This is a genomic window from Cellulosimicrobium funkei (assembly GCF_001019615.1).
Classification (GTDB): domain Bacteria; phylum Actinomycetota; class Actinomycetes; order Actinomycetales; family Cellulomonadaceae; genus Cellulosimicrobium; species Cellulosimicrobium cellulans_E.
In genome coordinates this window covers 13,460-31,972 of the sequence record NZ_JNBQ01000042.1, presented here as the reverse complement: position 1 = coordinate 31,972, position 18,513 = coordinate 13,460, and the positions used below count along the sequence as shown (strand labels likewise).

The window sequence follows — 18,513 nt, the reverse complement described above, 5'->3', positions numbered from 1 at the left end:
GCCGCGTCTACCATCCGCCGCTCGTTCCTCGCGGCTCCCGCCAGGCCCGCCACGACGCGGCACCACCACCCACCCGCCCGGCGTCGTCTTGCCCTGGTCGTCGCTCACCCGGGCGACTGCCCGCGGTGTCGGGTGCCCCGCGTCGCATCGCACCGCGCCGTGCGGTTCCGCCCGGACGGTCGCGCGGGTCGGGCGTCGTGCGGTACGCGGGCCGGACTAGCGGGTGTGCTCGCGGAGCCAGGCGAGCTGGCGGGCGAAGCGGTAGGCCTGGCCGCCCTCGTGCTCGTTGAAGCGGTAGACGTCGATCGCGCGGTCGACGTCCCCGGCACCCGCGTCGGCGGCCCAGCCGTTGTAGGCCGCGTACACCGTGGACGGCGGGCAGACCGGGTCCATGAGGGCGACCGAGAACAGGGCGGGGGCGGTCGCGCGGCGGGCGAGGCTCGCGCCGTCGAGGTAGGAGAGGGTGCGGAACACGGCGTCCTCGTGCTCGCGGTGGACGGCGAGGTAGCGCGTGATCTCCGAGTAGGGCGGACGGTCGGTGATCTCGACCGCGCGGCGGTAGTGGGTGAGGAACGGCACGTCGGGCATGGCGGCGACGAGGCCCTCGGTGAGGCCGGCGACGGCGATGGTCAGGCCGCCGCCCTGGCTCACCCCGGTCACGGCGACGCGGTCGGGGTCGATGCCGTCGACCGTCCGCACGGCGTCGACCGCCCGCACGGCGTCGGTGATGACGCGGCGGTAGTAGTGCTCGCGCGGGTCGAGGATGCCGCGCGTCAGGAAGCCGGGGGTGGCCGGGCCCGATCCCACCGGGTCGGGCGTGTCGCCTCCCGCGCCCCAGCCGCTGCCCTGGCCGCGCGTGTCGACGACGAGGTGCGCGTAGCCCGCGCTCGCCCACAGCAGGTGCTCGTGGGGCAGGCCGCGGCCGCCCCCGTATCCCAGGTACTCGACCACGGCGGTGAGCGGTGGGCCGTCCCCGGCGGCCGCCGCGTGCGCGGCTGCGGCGGGCCGCACGAGCCAGGCCTTGACCGGCTGGGCGTCGAAGCCCGGGAACGTGACGTCGTCCACCACGACGGTCTCCAGGCCGGCGTCGACGCGCTCCAGACGGACCGTCTCGGCGAGGTTCCCGCCGGCGGCGCGGGACCCGTCCAGGGTGCGCGCCCAGAACGCGTCGAGGTCGGCGGGCTCGTCGAGCGCGGGCGCGTAGGCCTCGAGCTCATCGAGGGGCAGGTCGAAGAGCGGCACGGTGGCGATCCTCCGGGGTGCGCATAAGTCTGATGTCGGACATCGATGTCGGGTCGGGACGACTCTAGCGCCGCCGCGAGGACGCTCGGGCCACGCTAATAATGCGCATGATCCCTTTGACCGGCGCGGGGCTGGTGCGGCGAGACTGCCACCAGCCGCCGCCGCGCGCGCGGCGCCCGGTCGGCGACGAGGCCGCCGGTGAGGAACCGATGGAGGTCCCCTGTGAGAACCCGAGCACCAGCACCCCGCCGGAGACGCCGCGTCGCGACGGCGGCGGTCGTCGCCCTGGCCGCGATGGTGGCAGCCGGCGCGGTCGCCCCCGCCGTGGCCGCGCCGTCGCCGACAGCCCTCGCCCCGGCGCCGGTGGGCGCGACGGCGGCCGACGCCCCGTCCGCGTCCGACCTCCCGATCTTCGAGTACCGCGGCGTGATCACCGACAAGGAGTCGATGATCTACAACCCGACGGACGAGTTCATCTTCCCGAGCGTCTTCCACGCGGGCGCCTACCTCGACGACGCGTTGGGGGAGTGGTACCTGTACTACGCCCCGCACGACTCCCCGGGCGGGATCTCGCTCATGTACGCCGACTCGCTCGAGGGCCCGTGGACGGAGTACGCGCACAACCCGATCGTCGCGAACGAGTGGCTGCCCTTCTACGAGCGCGTCTCGCACGTCTCGTCGCCCGACGTCCTGTGGGACGACGCGGCCGACGAGGTGCTGCTGTACTTCCACGGCGAGAACTCGACGACCCGGTGGGCGACGTCGAACGACGGCGTGACGTTCGACGACTCCGGGGTCGCGGTCACCAACGCCGACGGCGGTGCCGGGACCACCGAGACGTCGTACGCGCGCGTCGTCGAGCACCCCGACCCAGCGTCGGGCTACCGCTTCGCGATGACGTACATGCAGAACCGGACCGACAACATCCGGCGCATCAAGGTGGCCGAGTCGGTCGACGGCAAGGCCTGGGACGTGCGGCCCGACCCGCTCGTCGTGCCCGACGCCGCGACCGGCACGAACGTGTCCGGCGGCAACCTGTGGGAGTGGGAGGGCCAGCTCTACGTGGTCTACCACGGCTCCACGGGCATCACGTTCGCCCGCACGCTCGACCCGACGATGACCCAGGTCGGGCCGCGGTGGGAGCTCCACAGGGCCAGCAGTGTCGGTGAGGACACCGGCCGGGTGGCCGCGCCCGAGATCGTGACCGACGGCGACGAGACCTACCTCTTCTACGAGTCCGGCGACCGGCTGGGCGCGACGATCGCGTGGGCGCAGCGCGACCCCGACGCCGTCCGGCCGCCCGAGCCGGGCCAGGACCCCGACCCGCTGCGCGAGCAGTGCAGCGGCGCCGCGTCGGACGAGTTCGACGGCACGACCCTCGACCCCGCGCGGTGGTCCGTCGTCCGCGCGGGCACCGCTCGCCACGAGCTCGTGGACGGCGCGCTGCGCGTCCCGGCGTACCCGACCGGCGTCGCGGGCGCCTCGCTGCCGCTCCAGGCGGTCCCCGACGGGCCCTGGGAGGTCACGACGGCCGTCTCCGTCTCCCCGACCGAGCGCTTCCAGCAGGGCGGCCTGCTCCTGTACCGCGACGACGCGAACTACGCGAAGCTCGACCTCGTGCACGGCTCGCTCGGCCCGCGCGTCGAGTTCATCTGGCGCCAGAACGGCACCGACCGCAACACGGGGTTCGACTCGGTCGTCCCGCCGGCAGGACTCGGTGAGACCTTCTGGCTGCGCCTCGCGAGCGACGGGAGCGCCGTGCAGGCGTCGGTGTCGGTCGACGGCGTCGAGTTCGCGCCCTGGGGTCGCACCGTGGACGTCGCGGCGCTCGGTGCGACGGGTGTCGGGCCGTTCGCGATGCGCGGCTCCGCGACGCCGCCGGAGATCGTGGCGTCGTTCGACTGGTTCCGGTGGACCCCGACCGCCGAGGAGGCGGCCGCGTGCGACGACGACGCGCCCGTTGTCGAGGTGCAGGCCGTGACGCGCTGCCTCGCGGGCCGCGCGTACGTCGCGGTGACCGCGCGCAACGAGGGGGAGGCCGCGACGACGGTCCGGCTCGTGACGCCGTTCGGCGAGCGCACTGTGGCGGACGTCGAGCCCGGGCGCAGCGCCTACCAGTCCTTCGCGACGCGGGCGACGTCGGTCGAGGCCGGGGAGGCGAGGGTCGACGTCGCCGGGGCCGACGGTGTCCAGCACGGCTCGACCTCGGCGACCTACGACGCGCTGACCTGCGGATAGCGCGACACGCACGGGCGGCACAGCGGGCCCAGGGGCGCACCTCCGAGGTGCGTCCCTGGGCCCGTCGTGCATCCTCCGGCAGTCGCCCGCCGGGGCGGCGGTGACCGGCGCGTCGCCGATTATGCGGATCACCGGCGGCGGACCGAGGCGCGGACTGCCAGCGTTCGCGACGTAATAATGCGTATTACTGCGTTGACCCGCACGCGCCGCTCTGGCGAGACTCCTCGCACGTCATCGACGACGTGATCGAGGAGGATCCATGCCGAGGCACCGCATCACCCAGGCCGACGTCGCCGCCATGGCGGGCGTCAGCCAGGCGACGGTCTCGTTCGTGCTGAACGACAGCACGCCCGCCGGGGTGCGGATCAGCGAGGAGACCCGTCAGCGCGTGCTCGACGCGATCCGCATCACGGGCTACTCGGCGAACCCCGTGGCCCAGCGCCTCGCGGGCGGGCACAACCAGATCCTGGGCGTCTTCACCTACGAGGCGACGTTCCCGCGCGCCGGCCGGGACTTCTACGGCCCGTTCCTGGTCGGCATCGAGCACGCGGCCGAGAAGCTGGGCATCGACATCCTGCTCTTCACGAGCGCGCGCGTCGTCGACGGCCGGCGCCGGCTCACGCGCGACGGCTGGCAGCGCCTCGGGATCGCCGACGGCTGCCTCCTGCTCGGCCAGCACGAGGACCGCGGCGAGCTCCAGCACCTGCTCGACACGAACTACCCGTTCGTCTTCATCGGGAAGCGCGGGAGCGACGGCGGGCGCCTGCCCTACGTCGGCGCCGACTACGTCGCGGCGACGGCGCGCCAGGTCGAGCGTCTCGTCGAGCTCGGGCACGAGCGCATCGGCTACGTCGGGCCGCGCGGCACCGACCAGCCGACGCTCGACCGCGTCGACGCCTACCGCGCCACGATGAAGGCGCACGGGCTCACCGTGCGCTTCGTCGAGCTCGACGACGTCCCGGCCACGGCCGCGGAGATCGTCGACCAGCGCCTCACGGCCGTCGTCGTCGCCCCGGAGAACTACCCCGAGGAGCTCGTCGACGAGCTCGAGGGGCGCGGGGTCCGCGTGCCCGACGACGTCTCCTTCCTCCTCCTGGGCCAGCCGCACCACGGGCGTCCGGGCGGGCGCCGGTGGTCCGGGTTCTCGATCCCGCGCGAGGAGATGGGGGCGCGCGCCCTCGTCCTGCTCTCGCGCCTCGTCGCCGAGTCCGGCTCGGGCCGCTCCGACCGCAAGGCCGCGCGCGCCGCCCGGGTCCCCGAGGACGAGCTGCACCAGCTCCTCGAGTGCGTCGACGTCGACGGCGAGACCGTCGCCGCGCCACCGCCCGCGCCACCCCCGGCCGCCAGACCGTCCCTGCAGACCTCAGAGCACCAGAGCACCAGAGAAACGGAACCAGCGTGACCCATCCAGACCTCCAGGCAGACGTCCTCGTCGTCGGCGGCGGGCTCGGCGGCGTGGCCGCCGCGCTCGCGGCCGCGGAGCGGGGCGCCCGCGTCGTCCTCACCGAGGAGCACCCGTGGATCGGCGGGCAGCTCACGTCCCAGGCGGTGCCGCCGGACGAGAGCGCGTGGGTCGAGCGGTTCGGCGTGACCGCGCGCTACCGCGCGCTGCGCGACGGCATCCGCGACGTGTACCGCCGCTCGTACCCGCTGACGGACGCCGCGCGCTCGTGGGACGCCCTCAACCCCGGCGCGGGCTGGGTCTCCAAGCTGTGCCACGAGCCGCGCGTCGCGGTCGGGGTGCTCGAGGAGATGCTCGCCCCGTGGCGGTCCGCGGGCCGCATCCGTCTGCTGGAGCGCGTGCGCCCGACGGCGGCCACCACCGACGGCGACCGCGTCACCTCCGTGACGCTCACCCCGGTCAGCCCGGGCGACGGTACGGGCGCCGACGAGGTCGTGACGGTCCACGCCGCGTTCGTCGTCGACGCGACCGAGACGGGCGAGCTCCTGCCCCTGACGGGCACGGAGTACGTCACGGGCTTCGAGTCGAACCGTGAGACGGGGGAGCCGAGCGCTCCCGACGAGGCGCAGCCGGACAACGTGCAGGCGCTGAGCGTGTGCTTCGCCGTCGAGCACGTGGACGGCGACCACACGATCGACCGGCCCGAGCGCTACGACTTCTGGAGCACGTACACACCGGGCCCGTGGAACGGGCGGCGCATGCTGTCGTGGGAGGCGCCGAACCCGCGCACGCTCGCGATGGACGTGCGGTCCTTCACGCCGAACCCGGGCGACGACGCGCGCGCCGTGGACGCCGACCAGTCGAAGAACCCGGGCGACGGCAACCTGTGGACGTTCCGGCGCATCGCGGCGCGCGACCTGTTCGCGCCCGGCCACTACGCGAGCGACCTGTGCCTCGTGAACTGGCCGAGCATCGACTACTTCCTCGCGCCGGTGCTCGACGTGCCGCGCGACGTGGAGGAGGCGCGGATCGCCGACGCCCGGCAGCTCAGCCTCTCGATGCTCTACTGGATGCAGACCGAGGCGCCCCGCCCCGACGGCGGGACGGGGTTCCCCGGACTGCGCCTGCGACCGGACGTCATGGGCTCGGCCGACGGCCTCGCCCAGGCGGCCTACCACCGCGAGTCCCGCCGCCTGCGCGCGGTGACGACGGTGACGGAGAACGACGTCTCGTACGCCGTGCGCGGGGACCGGGGCGCGACGCGCTACGACGACTCGGTCGGCGTCGGCATGTACCGCATCGACCTGCACCCCTCGACGGGCGGCGACACGTACATCGACGTCGCGTCGACCCCGTTCGAGATCCCGCTCGGCGCGCTCCTCCCGCAGCGCGTGACCAACCTGCTCGCGGCCAACAAGAACATCGGCACGACGCACATCACCAACGGCTGCTACCGCCTGCACCCGGTCGAGTGGAACATCGGCGAGGCCGCCGGCCACCTCGCGGCCCACTGCCTCGCGACCGGGCGCACGCCGCACGCCGTCCAGTCCAAGGCCGACCTGCTCGCCGACTACCAGGACGAGCTCGTCCGGGCCGGCGTCGAGCTGCGCTGGCCCGCCGAGGCGCACCCCTACTGACGCGGGCCCCGCCCGCACCGACACGGCCACCCTCAGTCCGAAGGAGAACTGATGACCCCCCTGACCCCCCGCCGCGCACCCCGCCCGGCCCGCATCCGACACCGCCTCGGGAGCGCACCCCTGGCCGCAGGCGGCGTCGCGCTCGCCCTCGTCCTCACCGCGTGCTCCGGCGGCGGCGACGACGTCGCCGGCGAGCCGAGCACGCCGAGCGAGCCCGTCGAGCTGCGCATGACCGTCTGGACGGCCGACGAGACGCAGCTCGCGCAGTTCCAGGAGATCGCCGACGCGTACGTCGCGGAGAACCCCGACCTCGTCTCGGGCGTGACGTTCGAGACGATCCCGTTCGAGGACTACACGACGTCGCTCACGACGCAGCTCGCGGGCGGCAACGCCCCGGACCTCGCGTGGATCCTCGAGAGCTACGCGCCCGAGTTCGTCGCGAGCGGCGCGCTCGTGGACGTCGCCCCCAAGCTCCAGGAGACCGAGGGGTACGAGTACGACGACCTCCTGGACTCCTCGCTCGCGCTGTGGGAGAAGGACGGCGGCCTCTACGCCTACCCGTTCTCCAACTCGCCGTTCGCGATGTTCGTCAACACCGACCAGGTCGCCGCCGCGGGCCAGCCGAACCCGGCCGACCTCGTCGCTTCCGGGGACTGGACCTACGACCAGGCCCGCGACATCTCGGCGGCCGCCGCCGCGGCGTCGGGCAAGCAGGGCCTCGTGGTGCGCGACTTCGACTTCAAGGTGTGGGAGAACCTGTCGACCGTCTGGGACGGCTGGGACGCGGCGCCGTGGAACGAGGACGGCACGCAGTGCACGTTCACCGACCCGGAGATGGTCGACGCGCTCACGTGGATCCACGACGCGACGTTCGTGGACAAGGCGATGCCCGGTCCGGGCACGACGGCCGACTTCTTCGCGGGCGACGCCGCGATGACGATCACGCAGATCAGCCGCGCGTCCGCGCTCGACGACTCGTTCGCGTGGGACGTCGTGCCGCTCCCGGCCGGTCCCGCGGGTCAGCAGAACGTCATCGGCCAGGCGGGCATCGGCGTCTTCGCGGCGGGCGAGCACCCGGACGTCGCCGCCGACTTCCTCGCGTGGTTCACCAACCCGGAGAACGCCGAGACGCTCGCCGCGTACTTCCCGCCGCCGCGCGAGTCGCTCCTGAACGCGGAGACGCTCGGCGCGGCGAACCCGAAGCTCAGCGAGACCCAGCTCCAGGCGGTCGTGGTCGACGGCATCCAGGGCGCGGTGACCAAGCCGTCGCACCAGAACTTCGCCAAGCTGCAGGACACGGTGCGGGCCCAGCTCGACGCGCTGTGGACCGCGGACGCCGACGTCGAGGGCGTGCTCGCCGACACGTGCGCGGCGATCCAGCCCCTGCTCGGGGACTGAGCGTGGCGTCCTCCGCACTCGCACGACGGGACGCGGCCGTGGGGTACACCATGGTCGCGCCCGCCGTGCTCGGCGCGCTCGCGTTCGTCGTCGCACCGCTGGTCGCCGTGGTCTGGTACTCGCTGCACGAGTGGAACGTCCTCGCGAACACGTTCACGTTCGCGGGTGCCGACAACTACGAGCGCATGCTCTCCGACCCCGGCCTGCGCGACTCGCTGCTGGCGAGCCTGTGGTTCTCGGTCGGGCTCGTGGTCCTCAACATCTCGCTCGCCCTGCTGCTCGCGGTGCTGCTCAACCAGAAGCTCCCGGGCACCACGACGTTCCGGACGTTCTTCTTCTCACCGGTGGTCGTGTCGCTCGTCGCGTGGACGATCGTGTGGAGCTTCCTGCTCCAGGCCGACGGCGGGATCAACGGCTTCCTGTCGCTCCTCGGCGTCGAGGGCCCGAACTGGTTGCGGGGCGAGACGACGGCCATGATCTCGGTGATCGTCGTCCAGGTGTTCAAGAACGTCGGCCTCAACATGATCCTGTTCCTCGCGGCGCTGCAGGGGGTGCCGGAGGAGGTCCAGGAGGCCGCGCGCATCGACGGCGCGGGCGCGTGGCGGCGCTTCCGGTCGATCACGCTCCCGCTGATCAGCCCGACCCTCCTGCTCGTCTCGATCCTCACGATCGTCGGCTCGCTCGAGGTCTTCGCGCAGATCGCCGTGCTCACGGGCGGCGGGCCGGGCAGCTCGACCACGGTGCTCGTCTACTACCTGTACCAGCAGGCGTTCCGCTTCAACGACTTCGGCTACGCGAGCGCGATCTCCGTCCTGCTGTTCGTCATCGTCCTCGTCCTGACACTCGTGCAGTGGCAGACGCGCAAGAGGTGGGTCTTCCATGAAGTCTGACGTGATGCCCGGCCCGGCCACGCTCCCGGGTGCGGAGGGCGACGCGGCCCGGCCCGCGGCGTCGGGCAGGGGCGGCGAGGGCCCGGACGGGTCGCGGCCCGCGCCCGCGCGCCGTGACCGCGCCGCGCGCTCGCGGCGCCGGTGGGGACGCTGGGCGCTCGTGGCGCTGCTCGTCGTGCTCAGCGTGCCCTTCGTGTTCCCCACGTGGTGGATGGCGACGTCGAGCCTCAAGCCCATGAGCGAGATCCTGCGGGCCGTGCCGACGCTGTGGCCGCAGGACCCGTCGTTCGCGGCGTACGGGGAGGTGTTCCGGCTGCAGCCGTTCGCGCAGCAGTACTGGAACAGCCTCTACATCGCGGCGCTGGTGACCGTCGGGACGATCCTCGTGTCGTCGATGGCCGGGTACGCGTTCGCGCGCATCCGGTTCCCCGGGGCGAACGCGCTGTTCCTGCTCGTGCTCGTCGGGCTGCTCGTGCCGTCGGAGGTGACGATCGTCCCGCTGTTCCGGATGGTCAACTCGCTCGGTCTCATCGACACGCACTGGCCGCTCGTGGTCATCCCGATCCTCGGGGCGCCGAGCGTGCTCGCGACGTTCATCATGCGCCAGTTCTTCCTCGGCCTCCCGGGCGAGCTCGAGGAGGCGGGGCGCATGGACGGCCTCGGGCGGTGGGGGATCTTCTGGCGGATCGCGTTCCCGCTGTCGCGCTCGGCGATCTCGGCCGTCGCGATCTTCACGTTCCTCAAGTCGTGGAACCTGTACCTCGAGCCGATCGTGTACCTGTCCAGCAAGGACCGGTTCACGCTCCCGCAGGCGCTCACGCAGTACGTCGACGCCTACGGCGGCCCGATGTGGAACGTCCAGCTCGCGGCGACGACGCTCACGGTCCTGCCGGTCCTCGCGGTGTTCCTCGTCGCCCAGAAGCAGTTCGTCCAGGGCCTGGCCCACTCGGGCCTCAAGGGCTGACCGCCCGTCCCGTGAGTGCATGAAATAGTCGCGAGATCCTCCCGGATCGGCGACTATTTCCTGCACTCACGGGGGGCGGCCTAGGCTCGTGCGTGTGGCTCATCTTCTCGGCGCCGACGGCATCTCGCTGACCGTCGGCACCCGCACCCTGCTCGACGACGTCTCTCTCGGCCTCGACGACGGCGACCGCGTCGGCATCGTCGGCCCCAACGGCGCCGGCAAGTCGACGCTCCTGCGTCTCCTGGCGGGCACGCAGCAGCCCGACGGCGGCCGCGTCACCCGGGTGGGCGGGCTGCGGGTGGGGCTGCTCGACCAGCGCGACGACGTCGGCACCGGCGCGACGATCCGCGACCTCGTGCACGGCGACGCCGCGACGCACGCGTGGGCGTCGGACGCGAGCATCCGCACCGTGCACGCCGGCCTGCTGGCCGACCTCGACCTCGACGCCCCCGCGGACACGCTGTCCGGCGGGCAGCGGCGCCGCGTCGCGCTCGCGGCGCTGCTCGTCGCCGACCACGACGTGCTGTTCCTCGACGAGCCGACGAACCACCTCGACGTCGAGGGCGTCGCGTGGCTCGCCGCGCACCTGGGCGACCGGTTCGCGCGCCCGGGCGCGAAGGGTGCGCTCGTCGTGGTGACCCACGACCGCTGGTTCCTCGACGCCGTCTGCTCGCGCATGTGGGAGGTGCGCGGCGACGGCTCCGGCGCGGTCGAGGGGTACGAGGGCGGGTACGCCGCCTACGTGCTCGCGCGTGCCGAGCGCCAGCGCACCGCGGCCGTCGCCGCGGAGAAGCGCGACAACCTGCTGCGCAAGGAGCTCGCGTGGCTGCGCCGCGGGGCGCCCGCGCGCACGTCGAAGCCGAAGTTCCGGCTCGACGCCGCCGCGGCGCTCATCGCCGACGTGCCGCCCCCGCGCGACACGCTCGAGCTCACGCGCACGGCGACCAAGCGGCTCGGCAAGGACGTGCTCGATCTGGAGGACGTGACCGTCGCGGTCCCGCGGCGCGGCGCGGCCGGCGAGGACGCGGGCGAGCGCGTGCTGCTCGACGACGTCACGTGGCGCCTCGGGCCCGGCGACCGCTACGGCGTCGTCGGGGTCAACGGCGCCGGAAAGACGACGCTGCTCGCCCTCCTCGCCGGGCGGCGCGAGCCCGACGCGGGCCGGGTCAAGCGCGGCAAGACGGTCCACGTCGCCGAGCTGTCCCAGGACGTCGGCGAGCTCGACGACATCGCCGGGTCGCGCGTCATCCAGGTGATCGAGGACGAGAAGCGGTCGGTCGTCGTGGACGGCAAGGAGCTCACCGCGTCGCAGCTCGTCGAGCGCCTCGGGTTCACGCGCGAGCGGTCGCAGACCCTCGTGCGCGACCTCTCGGGCGGCGAGCGGCGCCGCCTCCAGCTGCTGCGCCTCCTCGTCGCCGAGCCCAACGTGCTCCTGCTCGACGAGCCGACGAACGACCTCGACACCGACACGCTCGCCGCGCTCGAGGACCTGCTCGACGGCTGGCCCGGCACGCTCGTCGTCGTGTCGCACGACCGCTACCTGCTGGAGCGCGTCGCGGACCGTCAGGTCGCGCTGCTCGGGGACGGCAAGGTGCGCGACCTGCCGGGCGGCGTCGAGCAGTACCTGGAGCTCCGGCGCGCGGCGCTCGCGGGGGCGGGAGCGTCGTCGAGCGGCTTCGCGCCCGCGGCGGGATCGGGGGCCGACGGCGGTGCGGAGGGCGCGTCGGACGCGGTCGCCCCGGCCGGGCCGAGCGCCGCCGAGGTGCGCGCCGCGAAGAAGGAGATCAACCGCATCGAGCGCCGGCTGTCGAAGATCGCCGAGGTCGAGGGTCGCCTGCACGAGAAGATCGCGGCGAACGCGACGGACTTCACCGCGGTCGCGGAGCTCGACGCCGAGCTGCGCACGCTCGCGGCCGAGAAGGACGAGCTGGAGGCGGCCTGGCTCGAGGCGGCCGAGGTCGCCGGGTGACCGCCTCCCCGCAGGGCGTGCGCGTCGGGGTCTCGGCACGCGGTGTCGAGGTCGACGACGGGCAGGGCGGCGTCCTCGCGCCCTGGACCGACGTGCACCGGGTGACCGCCTTCGCGCTCGACGCGGTGGTGAGCACGGTGCGCTACGTGTCGTTCGACCTCGTGAACGGGCACAGCGTCGAGGTGGACGACGCCGCGCCCGAGTGGGACGAGGTGGTCGCCGCGCTCCCGGACGTCGCGGAGCTCGCGGTGCCCGACCTGCCGGCAGCGCTCGGCGCGCTGCTGCCGGGCGGCGACGTGCTCGTCCTCGCGACGCCCGGCCGCCCGCGCTGACGCAGGGAGCCGGCGGGTCCCGGAGCGGTGCTGTCCGGGTCAGCGGCGCAGGAAGCCCATGCGGTCGTCGGGGTCGACGCGTTCGAGGATCGCGCCCGCGATCTCGTCGAGCTGGCCGACCTGCTCGGGGCTGAGCGCGTCGATCACGTGGTCCCGGACGGTGGCGACGTGGCCCGGCGCGGTCGCGACGACCTTGGCCCACCCGGCGTCGGTCAGGTGCGCGTTGGTGGCGCGCCGGTCCTCGGGGCACGGGACGCGCTCGACGAGCCCGCGCTTCTCGAGCCGGGCCACGACGTGGGAGAGCCGGGGGAGCGTCGCGTTGGTGGCGCCTGCCAGGTCGGTCATGCGCAGCGTGCGGTCGCGGGCCTCGGAGAGCATGGCGAGCACGTAGTACTCGAAGTGGCTGAGGTCGGCGTCGCGCCGGAGCTGGGTGTCGAGGACGCCCGGCAGCAGCTCCACGACCGCCACGAGCCGCTTCCACGCGTCGAGCTGCTGGTCGTCGAGCCAGCGGGGTTCTGTCGTCATCGGGCCTCCTCCGGTGTGACCATCGTAATAGTTGACGCTACAAGTTTAGCGTCGTATCGTGATGGTTGTAGCAACAACCAATAGCCGACCGGGCGGCCGGCGCAGGAAGGGAAGCCACCATGAGCAGCATCACCATCATCGGCGCGGGCAACATGGGCACCGCGATCGCCGGGCTCGCGCTCGCCGCGGGCAGCGAGGTGCAGGTCCTCACGCGCGAGGCGACCGACCTCGACCCTCGTGTCTCGGCAGGGACCGTCGGCGACGAGCTCAAGGGCGACGTCGTCGTCCTCGCCCTCCCGTACGGGGCCGTGGCGGAGGTCGTCGACCTCTACGCCGACCGCCTCGACGGCAAGGTCGTCGTCGACATCACCAACCCCCTCGACTTCGCGACCTTCGACTCCCTCGTCGTGCCCGACGGCTCGTCGGCCGCGGCGCAGGTCCAGCAGCGCGTGCCCGGCGCGCGCGTGCTCAAGGCGTTCAACACGAACTTCGCCGCGACCCTCGCCTCCGGGCAGGTCGGCCCGCTCCCGACGACGGTCCTCGTCGCGGGCGACGACGCGGACGCCAAGGCCGCGCTCGCCGGCGCCGTGTCCGGAGTGCGCGTGGTCGACGCGGGCTCGCTGAAGCGCGCGCACGAGCTCGAGGCCCTCGGCTTCCTCCAGCTCACGCTCGCCGCGGGGGAGAAGACGTCCTGGACGACGGGCTTCGCGCTCGCCGAGTGACGCGTCCTTCTTCCGTGCGACGGCGGCCGGCCACCCTCGGGGTGACCGGCCGCCGTCGTGCGTCGGGGGAGTCAGCCGTGTGCCTTCTCCACGGCCGCTCGCGCCGTCTCGCGCTCCGCCTTCTCCGCCTCGCGCAGAGCCTTCTCGAGCTCGCGCACCTTCTTCTGCGCCTCGCGGACACGGCGCTCGGCGTCGCGCCGCTTGAGCGTCGCCTTCTTCACCTTCGGGTTCTTGACGTGCACGGCCACCTCGACCGGGGCGACGGCGTCGAGCGGGTCGGTCTCCGCGCCGGTGCTGTGAGGGGCGCCCTCGTCGTCGGACCTGCCGTCCGAGGCGGAGGTGTCCCGTCCCGCCCCCGGGGCACCGGCGGCCCGCGCGTCGACGTACACCGCGATCCCGTCGAGGACGCGCTCGAGACCCCAGGCGGTGTCGTCGATCTCGCCCTCCTGCGCGTACGTCCCCGCCTCCACGAGCGGGCGCAGGTAGGGGAAGCGCACCTCGTCGACGAGGTCGCGCAACGCTCCGGCCCAGCCGCCGCCCAGGACGGTCTCGTCGCCGCCGGCCGCGGTGACCGCGCGCGCCAGGTCCGTCTGGAGGCGGGCGGCGTTCCGCGCGTACCCGCTCACGAGCAGGATGACGGACATCTTCTCCTCGTCGTCGAGCGGCGTGGAGCGCAGGGCGCGCAGCCCGCTGTCCGCCCCGCGCAGGTTGTTGGGCGTGAGGGGCGCGCCGGTCACCGGGATGTCGAGGAACCACGGGTGGGACGCGAACACCGCCATGGTGAACTGCGCCCACTCGCGCAGCTCCGCGCGCCAGTCGGCGGGCTCGTGCGCCGGCGGGTACTCGACGTCGAGCGCGGCCTCCTGCATGAGGAGCAGCAGGTCGTCCTTGCTCGTCACGTACCGGTAGAGCGACATCGTCGTGAAGCCGAGGCTCTGCGCGACCTTCGCCATCGAGACCGCCGCGAGCCCGTCGGCGTCGGCGATCTCGATCGCCGCCTCGACGATCCGCTCGATGCTCAGCTCGCGCTTCGGCGCGCGCTCGGGACGTTCGGCGACGCCCCACGCGAGCGCGAGCCGGGGCGGGAGGTCGGGTGCGTCCGTCATGCCCACATCATCCCCGAGGTCGTGCGCCGAGCGCGGTCCCGTGTCCGGCCGCACGCTTGTCGACGGGGGTCAGCGGGCGGTCCGCCGGCGGTAGAGCACGGAGCCGGCGGCGCAGCTCACGACGAGGAAGCCCACGAGCCACGCGACGGCCGTGAGGGCCGTCGTCGCGTCGGGCGCCCCGGCGAGGAGCCCGCGGAACGTCTCGATGATCGGCGTGAACGGCTGGTTCTCGGCGAACCCGTGCAGCCACGACGGCATGGTGTCGATCGGGACGAACCCCGAGCTGAGGTAGGGCACGAAGAGGAAGATGAAGTTCACCGACTGGGACGCCTCGACGCTCAGGACCAGCCCGAGCGCGACGCTGACCCACGTGAACGTGAGCACCGCGAGGACGGCGAACGCGACGAGCCCGAGCCAGTCGCCGAGGCCGGCGTCGGGCCGGAAGCCGAGAGCGAGCGCGACGCCCACGACGACGACGGCGGACGCGAGGTTCCGCACCACGCTCGCCACGACGTGGCCCCACAGGGCGGACGGGCCGAAGATCGGGAGCGTCTTGAACCGGTCGATCGTCCCCGACGTCATGTCCTGCGCGACCCCCACCGCGGCCGTGGCCGAGCCGAACCCGAGGCACATGACGAGCACGCCCGGCACGACGTAGTCGATGTAGTCGTCCCCGCCGATCGCGCCGCCGAAGATGACGACGAACACGAGCATGATCATCACGGGCAGCACGAACGCGGTGATGAGCCCGTCGACGCTACGGAGCTGGCGGCGCGTCTCGCGCGCGACCATCGTGCGCACGTCGCGCGCGGCCGTCGCGGGCGTCTGCCGGGCCCGCGCGGCGTCGCGCGGCGGGCGCGCCGGGGAGGTCGTGAGCGTGGGCGTGGTGGCGCTCATCGGGCGCCCTCCTTCCGGGTCAGCGCGAGGAAGACGTCGTCGAGCGTGGGCTTGACGACGCTGACCCCGACGACGGCGAGGTCGTGGGAGTCGGCGGCCGCGAGCACGTCGCGGATCGTGCGGACGGGGTCGTCGCTCGGCGCGGTGAGAGACAGGTCCTTGTCGTCCGTGGTCGTGCGGGCGAGCCCCAGCGTCGGCGCGAGCCCGACGGCGGCCGCGAGGCTCGCGGGGTCGTCGAACGCGACGCGCACGTGGTCGCCCGCGACGAGCGCCTTGAGCTCGGCCGCCGTGCCGCGCGCGGCGACGCGGCCGTCGTGCAGGACGGCGATCGTGTCGGCGAGGCGGTCGGCCTCCTCCAGGTACTGGGTCGTCAGCAGGACCGTCGTCCCGTCGGCGGCCAGGCCCCGCACGACGTCCCAGAGCTGGGCCCGTGACGCCGGGTCAAGCCCCGTCGTCGGCTCGTCGAGGACGAGGACCGCGGGGTCGGCGACCAGGCTGATCGCGAGGTCGAGGCGGCGACGCATTCCGCCCGAGAAGGTCCCGACGCGGCGGTCGGCGGCGTCGACGAGGTCGAAGCGGGCGAGGAGCTCGTCCGCGCGTCGACGCACCGTGCGCCGGGGGAGATGGGCGAGCTCGCCCATCATGACGAGGTTCTCGCGGCCCGTCTGGAACTCGTCCACCGACGCGTACTGGCCCGTGAGCGCGATCGTCTCGCGCACCCGCGCCGCGTCGTGCACGACGTCCGCCCCCGCGACGCGGGCCGTGCCGCCGTCGGGCCGCACGAGGGTCGTGAGGATGTTGACGGTCGTGGTCTTGCCGGCGCCGTTGGGTCCGAGCAGCGCGAAGATCTCGCCGCGGCGCACGGTCAGGTCGACGCCGCGCAGGACGGCGTGGTCGCCGTAGGACTTCTCGAGCCCCTGCACGGCGATCATCGGTTCGGTCATCGCCTTCTCCTTCGTCGGTCCCGTGCCGTGTGCGGCGCACACGAGTGTGTATCGCGTAAACAACGTGTACACCATAAACAGCCAGGCGTGGACGGTCAAGCGTCGAGCGCCGCCGAGGTAGAGCCCTGGTCGCGCGAGGTAGAGCCGAGGTCCCGCGAGGTAGAGGCGTGGTCCCGCGAGACAGGGCGTGGTCGCGGCCGGGGTCCGCTATCCCGTGCGGTGGCGGGGAGGGCCGGTGAGAGCGAGCCCGATCGCGGTCATCACGACGAGGGCCCCGAGCACGACGGCGACCGGCGTCGTCCACGTGCCCGTCGCCGTCCGGAGCGCGCCGGCGACGGTCGGCGCGACCGCCGCGAGGCAGTACCCCACGGACTGCACGGTCGCCGACGCCTGGCGGCCGCGGCGGACGGTCGGGAAGCGCTGCGCGACGAGCGTGAAGATGACGACGAAGTTCGCCGCCTGCGCCACGCCGGCCGCCGACGCCCAGACCGCCCACAGGTCAGGCGCGACGAGCAGCCCGACGGGCAGCGTGAGCCACAGGACGGCGATGCCCACGAAGCTCTGGCGCATCGAGAACCGGCGCGCAGCGAGCGGCACCGCGAGCCCGCCGACGATCGCGAAGCCCTGGAACAGCGACGCCGCCCCGCCCGACGCCGACCTCGGGATCCCGGCCAGGTCCTCCAGGATGAGCGGCAGCCAGGCCGTGAGCGCGTAGAAGCTCGACGACTGGAGCGCGAACATCGCGCACAGCCACCACGTGAACGGCGTCGCCAGGACGTGGCGCTCGCGGGAAGCGGCGGGGTCGGTGCCGGTGACGCCCTCCGCCGCCGCGGCGGCGAGGTCGCCGGGGGCGGGGGAGGCGTCCTTGTCCGAGCCGCCGGCGTCGGCCGGTGCGTGCCCCGCCCCGTCGGCGGCCGCCGTCGTGCCCGACGCCGTCCCGCTCGTCCGGCCCGTCGTCGTCCGTCGCGTCCGGCTCGCCTCGCGCGGGACGGCGCGGAGCCACCACACGAGCGCGACCACCGCGAGGACGGACCAGGAGGCCAGCGCCCAGCGCCACCCGACGGCGTCGGCCAGGGGAGCGGTGAGCGCCGTGGTCGCGACGGTCCCCACGTTGATCGCGGCCGTGTACAGGCCCGTCACCGTCGCGACGTGCCCGGGGAAGTCGCGCTGCGCGATCATCGGGACGGCGAGGTTGGCCGTCGTGATGCCGAGCCCGAGCAGCACCGTCCCGGCGAACGTGCCCGCGGCGCCGAGGGCGGCGACGTCGGCCGAGCGCAGCAGGGTGCCGGCGAGGACCAGCGCGAGGGCGACGGCGATCGCCGTGCGCAGCGACGACCGCCCCAGCAGCCCCGCGACCGCGGGCGTCGCCACGGCGAAGCAGAGCACGGGGATGCCCGTGAGCAGGCCCGCGGCCGCCGCCGTGAGGTGCAGGTCCGCCGCGACGTCCGCGACGACCGGGGGCAGCGCCGTGAGCGGCGCGCGCAGGTTGACCGCGACGAGCAGCACCGCGACGAGCAGCACGCCGTCGATCCCGCCCCGGAAGGTGCTCGGGCGGGGCGGCCGGGACGGCGGCATCGGGCGGTGACCTCCGGGTGCGGGCGCGTGCGACGCCGCCGGCCGGTCAGCCGGGCCGTCGGTCAGTCGTCGAACTGTCCTACGACTGTACGCAGGAGCGCCGCGAGCGCAGGGCGGCCGCCCGGCTCGAGCGCGTCGAGGATGCGGGCCTCCACCGCGAGCAGGTCGGTCATCGCCGTGTCGACGCGCTCCAGGCCCTCGGCCGTGAGCTCGACGAGCACGCCGCGACGGTCGTCGGGGGAACGGCGGCGTACGACGAGCCCTTGCTCCTCCAGCCGGTCGATGCGGTTCGTCATGGTCCCGCTCGTCACGAGCGTCTGCGTCACGAGGGCGCCGGGGGACAGGCGGTACGGCTCGCCGGCCCGCCGCAGCGCGGACAGGACGTCGAACTCCCAGGTCTCCAGGTGCCCGCGCGCGAACGCCGTGCGGCGCGCACGGTCGAGGTGCCGCGCGAGGCGGTCCACGCGTGAGAAGACGGTGAGCGGCTCGACGTCGAGGTCGGGCCGCTCGCGCTGCCACGCCGCGACGATGCGGTCGACCTCGTCCTCGTGCTGCTGGTCCATGACGCGAGGGTACTCGACGTGTCTCGACATCAAGACTCTTGACGCCCGCCACACATCCGGCCGAGAGCTCTACCTCGCGCGACCACGGCTACCTCGCGCGACCCCGGTT

Annotated in this window: 16 protein-coding genes; 9 read left to right on the top strand and 7 right to left on the bottom strand. The window is 73.7% G+C overall.

The genetic code is table 11. The features are described 5' to 3' along the window. Positions 1 to 216: 216 nt before the first annotated feature. Positions 217 to 1,242, bottom strand: a complete 1,026-nt coding sequence (locus tag FB00_RS18520; protein ID WP_047234391.1) for an acetylxylan esterase — start codon at positions 1,240 to 1,242, stop codon at positions 217 to 219. Between the two features lie 222 nt (positions 1,243 to 1,464). On the opposite strand from FB00_RS18520, the gene FB00_RS21350 reads away from it, so the two are divergent. The 8 genes from FB00_RS21350 to FB00_RS18480 all read left to right on the top strand — a co-directional run bounded on the left by FB00_RS21350 (position 1,465) and on the right by FB00_RS18480 (position 12,072). Next, positions 1,465 to 3,480: a DUF1349 domain-containing protein gene (locus FB00_RS21350; RefSeq protein ID WP_156186460.1), complete on the top strand. Its 2,016-nt coding sequence runs from the start codon at positions 1,465 to 1,467 to the stop codon at positions 3,478 to 3,480. A 259-nt stretch (positions 3,481 to 3,739) separates the two neighbouring features. Beyond that, the gene (locus FB00_RS18510) at positions 3,740 to 4,882 is read left to right on the top strand and encodes a LacI family DNA-binding transcriptional regulator (protein WP_047234390.1); all 1,143 of its coding nucleotides are present in this window, start codon (positions 3,740 to 3,742) and stop codon (positions 4,880 to 4,882) included. After that, the gene (locus FB00_RS18505) at positions 4,879 to 6,519 is read left to right on the top strand and encodes an FAD-dependent oxidoreductase (RefSeq protein WP_047234389.1); all 1,641 of its coding nucleotides are present in this window, start codon (positions 4,879 to 4,881) and stop codon (positions 6,517 to 6,519) included. The genes FB00_RS18510 and FB00_RS18505 overlap by 4 nt, the downstream gene beginning before the upstream one ends. 51 nt (positions 6,520 to 6,570) lie before the next feature. Further along, a complete protein-coding gene (locus tag FB00_RS18500) occupies positions 6,571 to 7,917 on the top strand; it encodes an ABC transporter substrate-binding protein (protein WP_082141496.1) in 1,347 nt (448 codons plus the stop codon). 2 nt (positions 7,918 to 7,919) lie between these two features. Beyond that, on the top strand, positions 7,920 to 8,807 hold the full coding sequence (locus FB00_RS18495; RefSeq protein WP_231581934.1) for a carbohydrate ABC transporter permease: 888 nt from the start codon (positions 7,920 to 7,922) through the stop codon (positions 8,805 to 8,807). Beyond that, the gene (locus tag FB00_RS18490; RefSeq protein ID WP_231581933.1) at positions 8,797 to 9,771 is read left to right on the top strand and encodes a carbohydrate ABC transporter permease; all 975 of its coding nucleotides are present in this window, start codon (positions 8,797 to 8,799) and stop codon (positions 9,769 to 9,771) included. Before FB00_RS18495 ends, FB00_RS18490 begins: the two co-directional genes overlap by 11 nt. Positions 9,772 to 9,865: 94 nt before the next feature. Further along, the gene (locus tag FB00_RS18485; RefSeq protein WP_047234387.1) at positions 9,866 to 11,740 is read left to right on the top strand and encodes an ABC-F family ATP-binding cassette domain-containing protein; all 1,875 of its coding nucleotides are present in this window, start codon (positions 9,866 to 9,868) and stop codon (positions 11,738 to 11,740) included. Then, complete coding sequence (locus FB00_RS18480; RefSeq protein ID WP_047234386.1) at positions 11,737 to 12,072, top strand: hypothetical protein; 336 nt, start codon at positions 11,737 to 11,739, stop codon at positions 12,070 to 12,072. The genes FB00_RS18485 and FB00_RS18480 overlap by 4 nt, the downstream gene beginning before the upstream one ends. Positions 12,073 to 12,111: 39 nt before the next feature. Here the strand turns inward: FB00_RS18480 and FB00_RS18475 are convergent, their stop codons facing one another. After that, complete coding sequence (locus FB00_RS18475) at positions 12,112 to 12,597, bottom strand: MarR family winged helix-turn-helix transcriptional regulator (RefSeq protein ID WP_047234385.1); 486 nt, start codon at positions 12,595 to 12,597, stop codon at positions 12,112 to 12,114. A 119-nt stretch (positions 12,598 to 12,716) separates the two neighbouring features. On the opposite strand from FB00_RS18475, the gene FB00_RS18470 reads away from it, so the two are divergent. Further along, positions 12,717 to 13,319, top strand: coding sequence for an NADPH-dependent F420 reductase (locus FB00_RS18470; protein ID WP_047234384.1), 603 nt, complete (start codon positions 12,717 to 12,719; stop codon positions 13,317 to 13,319). Positions 13,320 to 13,390: 71 nt separating this feature from the next. Here the strand turns inward: FB00_RS18470 and FB00_RS18465 are convergent, their stop codons facing one another. The 5 genes from FB00_RS18465 to FB00_RS18445 form a co-directional block, all read right to left on the bottom strand. Continuing rightward, positions 13,391 to 14,425, bottom strand: a complete 1,035-nt coding sequence (locus tag FB00_RS18465) for a TetR/AcrR family transcriptional regulator (RefSeq protein ID WP_047234383.1) — start codon at positions 14,423 to 14,425, stop codon at positions 13,391 to 13,393. 69 nt (positions 14,426 to 14,494) lie between these two features. Then, on the bottom strand, positions 14,495 to 15,322 hold the full coding sequence (locus FB00_RS18460) for an ABC transporter permease (RefSeq protein ID WP_144425509.1): 828 nt from the start codon (positions 15,320 to 15,322) through the stop codon (positions 14,495 to 14,497). Next, positions 15,319 to 16,266 carry an ATP-binding cassette domain-containing protein gene (locus FB00_RS18455; protein WP_047234382.1) on the bottom strand — a complete coding sequence of 316 codons (948 nt, stop codon included), beginning with the start codon at positions 16,264 to 16,266 and terminating at the stop codon, positions 15,319 to 15,321. Before FB00_RS18455 ends, FB00_RS18460 begins: the two co-directional genes overlap by 4 nt. 207 nt (positions 16,267 to 16,473) lie before the next feature. Next, on the bottom strand, positions 16,474 to 17,841 hold the full coding sequence (locus tag FB00_RS18450; RefSeq protein WP_047234381.1) for a CynX/NimT family MFS transporter: 1,368 nt from the start codon (positions 17,839 to 17,841) through the stop codon (positions 16,474 to 16,476). A gap of 62 nt (positions 17,842 to 17,903) precedes the next feature. Next, positions 17,904 to 18,404, bottom strand: a complete 501-nt coding sequence (locus tag FB00_RS18445; protein WP_197088857.1) for a MarR family winged helix-turn-helix transcriptional regulator — start codon at positions 18,402 to 18,404, stop codon at positions 17,904 to 17,906. Positions 18,405 to 18,513: the final 109 nt, after the last annotated feature.